Annotated in this window: 10 protein-coding genes; 3 read left to right on the forward strand and 7 right to left on the reverse strand. The window is 33.8% G+C overall.

Annotated elements, in window-relative coordinates; genetic code table 11:
* Positions 1-22: 22 nt before the first annotated feature.
* The 3 genes from UABHE_RS27840 to UABHE_RS27850 are packed head-to-tail and all read left to right on the forward strand — an operon-like array spanning position 23 to position 6,669.
* Positions 23-4,126 carry a tetratricopeptide repeat protein gene (locus UABHE_RS27840; protein WP_372366592.1) on the forward strand — a complete coding sequence of 1,368 codons (4,104 nt, stop codon included), beginning with the start codon at positions 23-25 and terminating at the stop codon, positions 4,124-4,126.
* Between the two features lies 1 nt (position 4,127).
* On the forward strand, positions 4,128-6,350 hold the full coding sequence (locus tag UABHE_RS27845; RefSeq protein ID WP_372366593.1) for a GumC family protein: 2,223 nt from the start codon (positions 4,128-4,130) through the stop codon (positions 6,348-6,350).
* Between the two features lies 1 nt (position 6,351).
* Positions 6,352-6,669 (forward strand): hypothetical protein, encoded by a 318-nt coding sequence (locus UABHE_RS27850; RefSeq protein WP_372366594.1) that lies wholly within the window; start codon positions 6,352-6,354, stop codon positions 6,667-6,669.
* 12 nt (positions 6,670-6,681) lie between these two features.
* Here the strand turns inward: UABHE_RS27850 and UABHE_RS27855 are convergent, their stop codons facing one another.
* The 7 genes from UABHE_RS27855 to UABHE_RS27885 form a co-directional block, all read right to left on the reverse strand.
* A complete protein-coding gene (locus tag UABHE_RS27855; protein ID WP_372366595.1) occupies positions 6,682-7,836 on the reverse strand; it encodes a GNAT family N-acetyltransferase in 1,155 nt (384 codons plus the stop codon).
* Between the two features lie 2 nt (positions 7,837-7,838).
* Positions 7,839-9,431 carry a hypothetical protein gene (locus tag UABHE_RS27860; RefSeq protein WP_372366596.1) on the reverse strand — a complete coding sequence of 531 codons (1,593 nt, stop codon included), beginning with the start codon at positions 9,429-9,431 and terminating at the stop codon, positions 7,839-7,841.
* A 12-nt stretch (positions 9,432-9,443) separates the two neighbouring features.
* Positions 9,444-9,830 (reverse strand): biopolymer transporter ExbD, encoded by a 387-nt coding sequence (locus UABHE_RS27865; RefSeq protein ID WP_372366597.1) that lies wholly within the window; start codon positions 9,828-9,830, stop codon positions 9,444-9,446.
* A 28-nt stretch (positions 9,831-9,858) separates the two neighbouring features.
* Positions 9,859-10,590, reverse strand: a complete 732-nt coding sequence (locus UABHE_RS27870) for a MotA/TolQ/ExbB proton channel family protein (protein ID WP_372366598.1) — start codon at positions 10,588-10,590, stop codon at positions 9,859-9,861.
* 271 nt (positions 10,591-10,861) lie between these two features.
* On the reverse strand, positions 10,862-11,686 hold the full coding sequence (locus tag UABHE_RS27875) for a hypothetical protein (protein ID WP_372366599.1): 825 nt from the start codon (positions 11,684-11,686) through the stop codon (positions 10,862-10,864).
* On the reverse strand, positions 11,686-12,783 hold the full coding sequence (locus tag UABHE_RS27880; protein ID WP_372366600.1) for a hypothetical protein: 1,098 nt from the start codon (positions 12,781-12,783) through the stop codon (positions 11,686-11,688). Before UABHE_RS27880 ends, UABHE_RS27875 begins: the two co-directional genes overlap by 1 nt.
* Before the next feature lie 206 nt (positions 12,784-12,989).
* Complete coding sequence (locus UABHE_RS27885; protein ID WP_372366601.1) at positions 12,990-13,820, reverse strand: tetratricopeptide repeat protein; 831 nt, start codon at positions 13,818-13,820, stop codon at positions 12,990-12,992.
* Between the last annotated feature and the right edge of the window lie 282 nt (positions 13,821-14,102).

The following is a 14,102-nucleotide window of genomic DNA, read 5'->3' on the forward strand; positions in this document are numbered from 1 at the left end:
GAAGAGTAAGTTGGAGTTATACATGATCAATAATTTTGACGGTGAATACAAAGAAAACCTCTTACATGCAGAAGAACTAGAATACAGCGGTGATTACAAAAGCGCAGCAGAGCTGTACAGCCATTTAGCAACCGTTGCTAGGCTACAAAAAGAACCGCAGTGGGATCTCATTATCGCACTACTTACGCATTCTGGTTACTGTTTTCAAAAAAGTAACCAACAAGAACGCTTAAATAAATGCCTTGATAGAATACAAAAGCTACAAAGTCAACATAATGTAGAAACCGATTTCCACATAGGTCAGACACTGCATAATACAGATCATTACGAACTAATACGAGGTTTTGATAAGGACTTTATCGATAAAAGTGATATGCAACTTATTTCATTTTTAAACACTCTCCACATTAAAGCGCGAGAAGCAGAATCGGAGAAAAATTTCCGTGCTGCTGCTGCGCGTTATGCGCGTATAGCAGAGCTACATAAAAGAATTCAACCTATAGACTACAATTCTCTTCGAGAAAGTTTAGAAAAAACAGGGCACTATCTCAATATAATAAAGTCATATCGTCAGTCTTTGTTTTTTTACGAAGAAGCGATGAAAATCAATGTACGTCTCGATGAGAATGAACAACATATTGCAGTAAACTACAACAATATAAGTTTTATTTACACACAATTAAATGATCACGAGCAAGCCTTACACTACTGTCAAAAAGCTTTGGTAATGAACGAAAGGCTACAGAACCGCGAACAAATAGCGGTCAATGTAAGTAACTTAGGTCAAATATATCTTAAAAGTCAAAATTACGACAAAGCCTTGAAAAACTTTGCACACGCCATTGAATTAAAAACACGTTTAGGTAAACGAAAAGATATTGCACAAGAAATGTATAATCTCGGTATGGTTTATGCTGCAACTGAAAAATATAAAGCTGCGATTGCTCGTATTGAAAATGCAGTGAACATGATGTCGCAATTAAACAATAAAGAAGAGGTTGCTCGTTATAGTGCTTCACTAGGGGATCTTTATAAGAAGTTTGGTCAGCAAGATATGGCAATCCAATATTTCGAAAAATCTTTCTCTACTTATTACTTAGTCAGTAAAAAAGCGCGTGCATCAGAAATATTGCAAACCCTAACTTCATTATATCAAGAACAAGATAATCACGAACAAGCTGTAAAATGCATTCGCCAAAACATTGCAATTCAAGAAGCAATAGGAAATACCAAGATGGTAGAGTCGCATTTGAAAAAAGTAGCGCACATATACTATCAATTAGAAGATTTTAAAGAAGCGATAGGCTATTATTTGAAAGCTATCGAAATAAAAAAAGACTCTTATACTCCAGAGCTTCGCTATCGAGATCTTTTTACTGTTGGTCTATGGTACAACAAATCACAACAGTACAACAAGTCTGTTGAGTATTTACAAAAAGCAGCTTCTGTTTTGGATGAAAATACTCAAATACCTCAAGATGAGGTCTATTTTTTTCTGGGAGAAAATTTTACACAATTAAAAAAATGGCCAGAAGCTCTTGATTGTTTGTACCATGCTTGTAATACCACAGATCATTGGTATCGCAAAAACATCCATCTTCTAAAAATAGCCTATATATATATTGCGACCGATAAGTATCCCGACGCTAAAAAATGCTACAATTCTATCACTCAATTTTGTCAAACAAGCCGCCAAACAAAAAACGTGCTGCTTATTCCGATCACCAAATGGCAAAATTCTGCTCGTGAACACGAAGAAGTACATAGTTATTATTTAGAAATTTTTACACTGTGTTCTATGTCTAAATTTTATTGGCAGCTAGAAAAATATACTATTGCTCTAGAGTACTTATTATTTGCGACTAATCTTCTCAAAGATATTATTGCTATTGACGCAAAAGGCATATACCAAGAAAAATATAACGAAAATCTATATGAATTTAGCGCTGAGCCTTATTTTAATCGTCACGAAAGATTTACGGAACACATAAGTAAGATAGAAGAACTATTTGTCACTATCCTCCAACAAAGCAAAAAAGATATTCCTGCTTTACGATCTACTGTTTTTCAATTGTTTAATGCAAACGATAGTTTATATGGGATAGAATTCTGTGAGCAGCTTCTTCTTACATCCGAACCTTATATCTCAAAAAAGAATATGGCGTATTTCCTATCACAAATGGCTTTGCGTTTTAAGCAATTAGAATCTCATGGAAAATCCTTATTCTATTATTCCTGGTCTTGTAGCGTTTATATTGCAGCACACGCAGGAGAATCATTTCTTTCTACTTTAGAAAAATTAAACACTGTATGGAAACTACTTTTAGAAAATCCAAACAATTTTGAATTCGAAAGTTGTGATTATATAGAAGAAATTATGAAAGTAGCTTACAGTCTCGCAAGTAAAAATTTATATCTACAGCTAGCAGAAAATCTGTGGGGAGCCTATAGTTCTCTAGAATTAGAAGACATGGCGGAGCTTCACCTTAAAAAGAGTTCCGAGATGTGCGCCAAAATGGATGATTTTGAAAAGCATATTGCTTTTCTTGAAATGCTAAGTGAATGTTATCGAGCCCAAGGTAAAGATGAACATGTTATCTCTACTCAAGTAAGTATTTGTGATTTGCGTGATCAACACGAGCGCGAGGAACAACTTGCCGACCAGCAAACAGTAAATAATGATTCTCAATATCAACCACTACAGATTGACGAGCAAGATAAAAAAGAAGACCAAAGTAAAACAGAACAAAAAATTTCAAAACAACCAGAAAAAGATGCTTTTTCAGATACATATTTGCCATTAGATATACCAGAAAAAGACAGCACTCCTGTACGAGAAAATCCTAATACGCTTCAAAAAATGGGAGAAACGTACATGAGTTTAAAAAGATATGAAGACGCATTATTAAACTTAAATGCTTTACTTGTACTATATGAAGAAGCAGAGGACGTTTCCAAAATCGCCAATACTTTAATACGTATATCTGGAATACACTTTGCACAAAACGAATTTTCAGAAGCATTAAAATCTTTAGAAAAAACAATGAGTATTGCGCGCTCTATTCCAGATTTTGACTTATTGCGTAAATCTCTTATTAAATTTCATGAAGCTTACAGTAACCCAGAGTTGTTTTCAAAAGGTATTGATTTTTTTCAAAAAATGCTAGAAATAGACAAAGATCGCGATGAATTTTTTGCTTTAGAAACCTATTTCTTAGCAAATCTACTAGAGAAAAATAACCAAACTGTTAAAGCCATAACTTTTTATGAAAGAGCTTTAGAACTTTACGAAACAGCACAAGAGAAAAATGAAAATATCGATCATATTTTTTGCCTACAACAGCTAATTAACCTCTATAAAAAACAAAATTCTTTTTCGAAAATAATAAGTACATATCAAAAACTTTTTGATGCTTGCGAACAGCTTAACTTAAATGATACTCTCACTATTTGTGAAAAAGAACTTTACAATACTTGTTGGGATCACTATCAAAATTTTCTTAGCGCAAAAGATAAAACTTCTTTTTCTGAAAATATTTTTGACGTACTGCACTTCCTAGCGCAAAATAAATGGCAAGAAGGAAAAATCGAAGACATTTCATACGAAGATTCTATTGCAAGTTTACGACAAGCTTGTTATCTATATGACAAAATCAAAGAATTTTGCGCGGATCAATTAGAGAACATTGAAGAAGAAAACAATAAATGCATTTTATCTTTAAGTGAATCGTTACAAGCGCTTGGTGATTACCACATGAACTTCGATAACTATGAGCGCGCCATCACCTACTATGAAGAAGATATTGAACTGCGTGAAACTATCACGGCATCTAGAGAAACAATAGAAATATTTCGCAAACTAAGTACTGCATATCAAAAAAGTGAAGATTGCGAAAATGCGATTTCGGTAATGGAAAAAACAATAGTCTGCGCAAATAAAATTTGTAGCCCTGAAGAAAAAGTTTCTTTATTATTTGATACAGCGAAATTACACTTTGAACTAGAAAACTTTAATGAAGTTAGAAACTATTGTGAAAAAGCCATCGATACAATTGAAAAGAATGAAGTTATCGATGACAATTTAAAAAATGAAATTCAAAAATTAATCATGTCTTCGGATGTATAAAATGAGTAAATCGGAAACAAATCTATCAGTACCATATATGAATTCAAATCCTATGCTACCAGCAATCACTGAAGAATTTCGTCCTGAAATGGACACCGAAATGAACCTGCTGGGCTACTGGGCTATTTTAAGGAAACATTTGTTTCTTGTGATTATTTGTAGCGCTGTAGGGCTTATTATTTCCATATTTTATACTACTCGTTTACCAAATATGTATCAATCAGGAGCTTCAGTAGCGGTGATTACACCAAAGAAGAATTCTCAGGGACTTCCTATTGAACAAACATCTTATTATACAACTCATTTGTCTACGCAGGTTGCTATCTTACGAAGTCGCTCTATGGCTAAAAAAGTTCTTGAGCGCATACCAGAAGCAATATGCTTATCATTTTTTGGAAAAAATAGAAAAGAAGTAGCTGCAGGCCAACTCCTAGCAACAATTAGTGTTTTAACGGGCGACAAATCCGATATATTGTATATTCGCTGTGCAGGAAAAAATCCCGAAAACGTAGCATACATCGCAAATTTATATATAGACGTTTTTATAAAAGAAAACGAACAGCAGATTCAAAATACTAAGGATGGTGTTCTAGATTGGCTCAAAAAAGAAGTTCCGATACTACAAAAAAAAATACGGGAAAAACGCGATATATTAGTAAAATTACAACAAGAAAATCCTGAAATTCGAACATATACCCAAGAACAAGGTGGAAGAGCGCTTTCTCGTGTTGACTCCGTAAAAAATGCTTTACAAAATTTGAATATGTCTATGATAGATGTAGAGTTTATGTACCAAAAATGTTTAAAAGTTAAAAAATCCAAGAGCTTAAACACAATTCTTACTTTTGATCTTTTTATGAAAAATGAAATTATTAACGACCTACAAAAGAAAAAATTTACCTACGAAAATTTACTCCGCGACTTAAGAATTCGCTACAAAGAAGCGCACCCATTAGTTAAAAAAGCAAAAAAGAACGTCAAACAGGTCGAAAAACAAATATTTCAACATGTAAAACTTATCATCGTGCGCCAAGAACAACAATATATAGATTTCCAAAATAAAAAAAGACGTTTAACCAAAATGCTCAGTCAACTAGAAGAACAGAATTTATCATTTCACCAAAAATTCGTAGCTTACGAAGATATTATTGCTGATCTTTCACTACTACGTGAGCAATTTAGTTACTACCAAAAAAAGATGAAGAAATACGATAGTCAACGTTCATATCAATTTGATATTTTACGCCCAATTGACAGTGCAGGAATTCCAACAACTCCTTTTAGCCCTAACAGGACTCAAAACTATCTTATCGGTATCTTCCTCGGATTCATTTCGGGAGCTGTATGTATTTTTCTAATTGAATTTTTAGATCAAAGTATTAAAACAGTCGAAGAAATACAACAGATTACTCCAGCACGTATCATGGGATTTATTCCATTTATCTCCCCAAAGGTATTCTTAGGTAAAACAACGCATGCAGTAGAAGAAGTACAAAACACCAATGTTTCAGAAGCCTTTCGTGCAGTGAGTACCTCAATTTTTCACATTGAAGAACAACTAAATACCAAAACATTTGTCATTAGTAGTGCGCTGGCACAAGATGGTAAAACAACCATTTTTTGTAATCTTGCTTTGACACTTGCGGCATCAAACAAAAAAGTACTACTTATCGATTGCGATTTACGTAGACCTAGATTAAGACGTCTTTTTAATTTAAAGCAAGGAAAAGGATTCTCTGAGTTATTAAGAAGAGAAGTTAGCTCTAAAGAAGTAATTCATCACATCAATCAAAACCTCTCTTGTATCACTTCAGGAAAAATTCCTGCTAACCCTTACGAAACAATCCATAATAGTAATATCAAGGAACTAATAGTAGAACTAGAATATGATTATGACTACATACTTATTGACGCACCACCAATAGGAATTACCACTGATGGATTTATTCTAGGGCAAAAATTAAGTGGATTACTATTCGTCGTTACCGTACACCGTACACCTAAACGAATGGTAAGGCAACTTATTCAACGTTTGCATTCGCTAGAAATTAATTTACAAGGTATTATTCTGAATGATGTAAAAGGGTCTTATTCTTCACAACTTAGTTATTATAACTATTATGGAATGTACTACACAAAATCGTATTATGCACACGGGGTAAACCGCAATTCTCTTACAAACCCCGGATTAAACCCTCTTGTAGAAGAAAAAAAGGAAATTTAATATGGATTCTAACAACGGGGATAAGATATTTTACGTTGTTGTTTTATTAATTGTGGGTTTAATTGCTGTATTTTGGGCAGGCCCGATATTGAAAGATCGATATGCAGCAAGAAAAATCGACCAGCAAATAAAGAATTTCGTTGAGAATGACCTATCTTTACAAGAAAAAATAACCTTAATAAGTTCACCTACAAGCCCAACATCTTATGTTGTTATACACACAAAAGATGGCCGTGAATTTAATAAAATAAAACGGCAAATTAAGTCTATTGTTTCTGATACTTCTTCGCTTCAGTTTAAACACGAAAAGCAAAAATAGTCATTATTGAGATTACTTTCTAACAAAGCTAGTATTATTCGTACTTTCATTTCGAAAAGGCGACATTTTGGCTAATTCCGCAATATCATCCTTGGCAATTTTGTTTTCTTCTAGCACCAAAGTAGAAATAACTTGGGAGAATGCAGGATCTTTGATCCAGTGAGCGCTATATGTATAGTGTGGTAAATATCCGCGGCAAATTTTATGTTGTCCTTGTGCACCAGCTTCATGAAGTATAATATTATTACGAATACAGTAGTCTATGGATTGATAATAACACAGTTCAAAATGTAAATCATAATGTTTTTCAGTGCATCCCCAGTAACGCCCGTACATCTGTTGGCCAGAACGAAAGTTAAGAGATCCTGCCACATAACTTCCATTTTTCTTAGCAAGTATCATCACCACTTGATCACAGAAATTTTTGGCAATATAATCAAAAAATTCAACTGTTAGATATGGATACGCCCATTTTTTTCCTATCGTCATGAGATAAAACTCATACATATTTTCCCAATGCTCTTGGTCTAAATCCTTACCGCTGCGAATTTCAATATCTACTTCGTTTGCCACACGTCGTTCTCTTTTTATTTGATTGCGTTTTTTGGCTTTGAATTTTTGGAGGAAGTGATCAAAGTTTTGGTAGTTTTCATTGTGCCAATGATATTGATAGGTAGAACGAGGAATGAAATTATGTTTTTCTAAAAACGAGCGTTCAAATTCCGTGATAAAGAGCCAATGAATAGAACTTACTTTTTTCTGCGCTTCTTCCATTAGTAGATGAAGCATAGTTCCTGCAACATCCTCAAATATTTGTTCCGAATCTACAAGGATTCGTTTCCCTGTAGCAGGAGTAAACGGCACTGCAATCACAAATTTGGGAAAATAGTTAATACCAAATTGTTCATATAGTCCTAACCATCGCCAATCAAAAATATACTCTCCAAGCGAGTTATATTTTAAATACAAAGGAATAGCACCTACGAGCTTGTCATCTTGTTCTGCAATTATATAGTGAGGAATCCAACCACTCTTTTCGCCAACGCTACCAGATACTTCTAGTGCTTTTAGAAACTCATAACGTGTAAAAGGGTTATCTTTTTCTACTAAATTATTCCATTGTTGTTTTCTAACAAGGGTAATTGATTTAATTACCCTTGTTTTCATCTTTACCATCGTTCCTCAAAATCTTCCACACTAACTGTTTTGCCTCCTTTTAGCACCAGACTGCGAACAATAAGACTCCAATGACCATGGCGCGTTTTACTAAAATAACTATTACAAACGCGTACATTTTTCGGATCATAGCCATATTTTTTGCAAACAGTAGTTTCTTTCCAGGCCAAGTATTTTGCTGTGTTATGCGGTAACAACATAAAGAAATTTAGTTTACCATCACGATAACTATAGATACCACCTTCTTTAATTTCGCGAGAAATTTGCGGCAGAACTTCAGAAGAAACATCAATTGTTCTTTCATTAAATCTGCGAAAATACGATTCATCGGACTTTTTAATATAGCGTCTTGAGGTACTTCGCTCGTTTAGATTTACTTTGATGAAATAAGACATGCTTGAAGGATAGGCAATAAGCTCCATCTTGTGAAAGCCAGTGGCACTCTCCATCACTGCTGAAAAACGACTATCAAAAAAATTGAGTGCTGGAACTACCGTATCACCCTTTGAAGTTGTTGAAAAATTGCGAATATATTTTTGGTGTTCTTCAAGAGAATCAACACGTACTTTTTCTAGAAATTTCCACTGCTTGTTAATAATTTCACGTTCTTTTTTGCGACGGCTTTTTTTAGATAAACGTTGTGCATTTTCCAATGCGCGCTTTTGTATTAATATGTCGTTCTCTAATCTCTTTTTTTCTAAAGCTAATTTTTTGCGTTCTTCGTCCAATGTTTTTTGAATTTTAGCACGATTTACCTTTTGCTGTTGGCGCATTTTTTTACTGACAGCAGTTGCTAACTTACGTTTGTAAAGAGCGAGCTCTTTACGGTTTTTTTCTTCTTGTTGTTTAAGTTTTTCTCGTTCTTCTCTTGTCTTTATAATCTCTTGCTTTTGCTTTTTGGCTAGCATATCCATTTGAGTTTTTCGCTTTTGCAGCTTTTGTTGCTCTTCTTTTACTTTTTGCTGTATTGACTGCATTTCTTTGCGATTGTCTTTCTCAATCTTAGCAAGTTTTTCTTGCAATTTTTCTTCGTTTTTTTGTTCTACTTCTTGCATTTTTTCAGTAAATTGTTGTTGTTGTTTTTGCTCTTGTTTTTTTAATTCATTCATTTTCTGATTAATTTGCGCTAGCTTTTTAAACATTTCTTGACTGAGTTTTTGCTGCTGTAATTTTTCTTGTTCGAGAATTTTTTTCTTCTGCTGTTGATCTTTAACCAACTCTTCTTTTAGTTCTTTTACTTCTTTTTTCTTTTCAGATTCTATCTTTTTTAATTTTTCTAGTAATTCATTACGCAATTTTTTTTCTAAATTTTCACGGTAACGAATGAGCTCTTCTTTGTCTTTTTTCTTCTTGAGATCAACAGTCTTTTCCGGCTTTTTTTCCGGTTTTTTTTCAGCTTTCTTTTTCTTTGCTGGCTGTTTTGTGTCTTTTTTCTTAATTGCTGCTTTAATAGCGGCTGCTACATTAACTTTTACTTTTACTTTTTTTTTGTCGACGGGCCAAAAACATAAGACGTAGTGAATAACACCTGAAACTACTAAAAAAATAGCATAGTGTTTTATGTTAGGTTGATGTAAGAATTTCATATTTTTTTCTCACTATGGGTTATTATCTACTTCACATTGAACATTATCTGACAAACCAGCTTGATTAAGATGAAGAAAGACTTCTAATAATTTTCCGCTTGATGAATTAGCATCCGTACGTAACATGATGACTGGAACAAACTCTTTAGGCGTTTCTTTCTTAGCCTTTTTCAAAGAAGTAAGTAACTTTTTCATTGATATTTTTTTACCATTGAAATAAATGATATTTTTTTTATCAATTGTCAAAACATGCTCTTTGGTTTTTTTATCAGAGCCAGCAGATTTTTGTTTGTCAACTTTCGCTGTTTTAATTTTGACACTGTCTTTCTTTATATTCGAAATCAAAATAAAAAATATTAGCAATATAAAAAGTACATCCACCATCATCTCTGTAGACATACCTGATTGCTGTTCTCGACGTCTGCGTCTACGCTTCCTTTTCATACATTCCCACTTTTTCTTCTATCTCTGGAGAGGAAATATTTTGAGGTGTAGGTTCTTCTAATGTAGCGGCAATCGGTTCTTTTTCTTGGAAAATAATTGGTTGAGATTTTTCTCCGTCTTCCAAGCAATCCTTAATTCTCTGAATATTTTCATCAATGCTATCTTCAAAATGATTAGCTATTTTTTCGAAGAAAAATAAAAATAAGTACGACATTAAAAATAAAATAATTCCGCCAATTGTTGTATACATAGCTGTTGACAAGGAAGCTGCTAACCCTTTTGGATCTTCACGTGCTAATGTTTTGAAACTTTGAGAAATCCCTACTACTGTTCCCATAAGTCCTAAGGTTCCAGCAATACTTGCAATAAGAGAAAGTATATCTAAAAACTGCCGGCTCTCACTTACTTTTTTGTCAGCAAACAACAAAGTTTTTCTTTCTGCAAGTTCTAATGTCATAGCATTGTAGTTTACAACAAAATACCCAATAACTTGCAAAAGATTATCTTGGGTATTGCGGCATATTTTTATTACCGTATCCGCGGAAAATGGTTCTGCATAAATCTTTTGTAATTTCTGTTTTCTTCCCTTTGATTTATGTTTCTGTGTAATCCAATAACAAATTCTTTCAATATTGATTGACAAACCGATAAAAGAAAGAAATATAATCGGTAACATCCACGGTAGACCAGCTTCTTGAATGTATGGGTATAACATAGAAAAACCATTCTAAAAAAACACTATGTTAGGGCGTGTCCTTATTTAGATTTTACAAAATTCGAGCTATTTTAAACAGTAACGAGATACTTTGAAAACAAATAATACCGCTATGTGTTGAAAAAGTAACAAAGCTTGTGTTTAAAAGTACTGAATTATGGGAAATACGATTAGGGCATGCCCTAAAGCGTACTGTTCTATACCAGTTTTGGTAAGATACAGTACGCTCTAATTTCCGAAATAAGGAGCTACAATAGTTTAAACTACTATATTAATTACGATCTGGGGCATCCCATACATCTTTTACATCATACCAATCGCCTGTAGATTGAACTTTTTTCATCATTTTTTCAAGCTCAGTAAGTGGCTTTTTGTTTTTCTTTTTTTGACTTTTTGCTGCTTTTTTAGGGTTCATAATGCGATTAATGCGATTTAGTTCGTCAAGAGCCTTTACTCTTTCTTTAGTTTGTTTTGTTTCACCTTTGTAGAAGGTAGTATCATCAATTAAAGAGCGAACTTTAAATTCATATGATTTTGCTAATTTAGCTAGCTCTAAATCATAAGTTGCCTTAGTAAACGCACCTCTTTTATATGAATTTTTTAGTATTAAGAATCGCTTGATATAAGCCAACTTTACACGGCGAAGATCACTTTGGCTTGTCGCAAGTTTATCGCGATTTTGTTTTAGCAGTCCTTTGTTTGCATTTAAACGTTTTTCGTTAGTTCGCATCTCTGCTTCAGGGCGATTGTCTAAAATATCATTATAGTTTTTCGCTGCTTTTTCAAAAAGACGGCTAATTTCTTTACTTTCCTCTTCATTAACCTGAGGTAAAGAATCAAGAGCTGACTTTTTAGGGGTGTCTAGCGTTTCTGCAAATTCACGGATGTTTTTTTGTTCTTCAAAATGCTTCTCGTCCATTACTTCGCGTTTTTCTTCCATCATTTCTGGCTCGTCAAGATCTAGACTTTCTTCCATTTCGACTGTGCCTTCTTCAGAACCTACTTCTTCAAAAACATCGGAAAGATCTTCTTCTTGCGCCCATGAACTAGTACTTACAAAGAAAACTAGCAACATCATTAAAAAATAATTTTTCATTATTCATTCTCCTCATCATCATCATCATCGTCTTCTTCTTGTTCTGCAAAATGATCAATTGCATCAACTAAAGGTTGATTGGCTTGAAAAGGAGCTCTCTCAAGTTCATCAACAACAACATTTAATATTCTGCTAGTGTCAGAAAATCTTGACATATCGCGATTAATCTTTTCGTGTACTTTAGCAAATCCTTCGACTTGAGCATACAAAGTCGCTAGTTTTCTTGTCACATTTACAACAGCGCGACTACCATCGGTAATTCCTTCGTGTACCAATCTTTGCACGTGTAAAGAATCTGCTTGCAAACGTATATTATCTAACAAATAATTTTTTTCTGCCTCTAGGTTCTCAATCAACGAGCTAAAGGATTGATGAAGAATAGAAAACATCTTCACTAAAGACCCAAGATTTTTTGTTAAAGCTTCGTAGTTTTCCTGATTGCGAGAAAGTCCTTGTTTGTAACGAGCATTTATATTGAATTTACGATAAGTGCTGCGAAATTTACGAGTGAGTTTATCTTTTTCGGCAGGATCATCCGTAGATTTGATTTTTTTACTTAGACGAATGAGTTGGTTGTTTAACTTCTTTTCTTCACTCTTATGACGCTTTACTTGATCTTTTAAATCGTTGTTTTTATATAACAATTCGCGATTAAATTTATTGAGCTTGCGATTTAATTCCGTAAAAACAGATAGTAAAACGTCTTGAGAACTTGTTATTTTATCAACGTTCCACACTATTTTTTTCGCATATTTTGACATTTTATGAGTAATTTTGGCTGCAAGAACTTTATTGTTTGGATTTTTTAGATAGTTCGCCAAATCATTTTTAAGATCACTATTTGCTTCTTCAAGAGATTCGATAAGTGGATCATAGCTATCTAAAGATTTCTCAATAGTTTCCACTTCTTTTTTGATAGACCATTTTTTAGGAATTACCCCAGATCGGACCTTACCCAACTCTCCTAGGGCTTTATCTTTCTCAAAATTTCTTTTCTTACGTTCCAATCTTTCTTGGATCGTATCTTCTTGAGCAAATGCAGGGATAAAGCAGAGGCATAGAAGAATAAGCGCACATACATTCAACAAATACCGCATTTTAAACTCCTTAGTTTCGTAGTTAACTTAATTCAATTTGCAAATATTCAGGGCGTGTCCCTAATTTAGATTTTTGTAAAATTCAAATTGTTTTAGGCAATAGCTTTGAAAGTATAACATTGTTATGAACTTCAAAAGTAACAAAGCTAATGCTTAAAGTACCGAATTACGGGAAATGTTTCATTCCCAATTTCAATATAAAAATCCTACTTGCTTTCTAAAAACATATCATCTTCTAAAGTGTTGTATAACATTTCTCTGTCTTGAGGCGAAACATACTTTAGAATAGTTCTACACTTATCGTATTCTTCTGCTAAATAGTAAGCAATAGCAAGACGAGCATAATCTTTTGAGCCAAGTCGCAGATTTGCCTTCTGGCTTATTCTTACAAATGACTCCATATCGTTAGCAGCTTGGGCGTAATCTCCCATTTTGTTATATACGACAGCGCGATTATACACAACTAAGCGATTTATAAAGGGGCTGTTCTTAGCAACAAATACATGAGCATTGCTATTAAAGGTTCTTATAGCATTATTCAAAGATGGCAAAGCCTCACCGTGTGTACCAGCTTTTATCTTAAATTGTCCATCCAAAGAATACGCTAAAAATTTTTCGTATGGCGAAATTCTTGAAAAATTGGCATCAGCCATAATCTCTTCTAACTTACTCCGCGATTCGCTTCCTCTTCCTACTTTAGAGAGTTCAGCACATTCATAGATACGAGGTTTTAAAGCATTAGGCAGTAATTCTGCTGCCTTGGCAAAATCAGAAATTGCTGATTCGCTCTTATCTAATTTACTATATACCAACCCTCTTTCAACATAAGCATGTGCATCGTCAGGGTATTTGATAAGCCACTGAGTTTGATACTGTACAGCGCGCGAATAATCGCGTTTTGCGTACGATATTTTGCCCAATTCGTGTTCATTTACTCTTGACATATTTTTTTGCGTTGTTGCTGCGTTGTTAGTAGAGTTGAGATAGCAACCTGTCAATACGAATGTTGCAACGATTGCAATTACCAGGTGCTTCATATTACATCCTTTCATCGTGTTGTAACAAGGATACCCCATGTTTAATAGCGGGGGAGGTTGCCACATAATATCTGTGAACTTAACCTGTTTTACCTCGAATCTATCTTGAGCGGCGCGCTTTTAAGAATATGGCGGAAAATAATGCTAGTCTATTTTAATATAGGTTGAGTATTCTTTTAGATACATAAAGTTATTGAGAAATAACACTGATCGCTAAAAGAATTCATTATTTTCGCCGTCCTCAATAGAACCTAACAAAATCAAGACATTGATTAGATTCTA

Origin of the sequence: Candidatus Uabimicrobium helgolandensis, assembly GCF_041508025.1 — a bacterium.
GTDB lineage: Bacteria > Planctomycetota > Uabimicrobiia > Uabimicrobiales > Uabimicrobiaceae > Uabimicrobium > Uabimicrobium helgolandensis.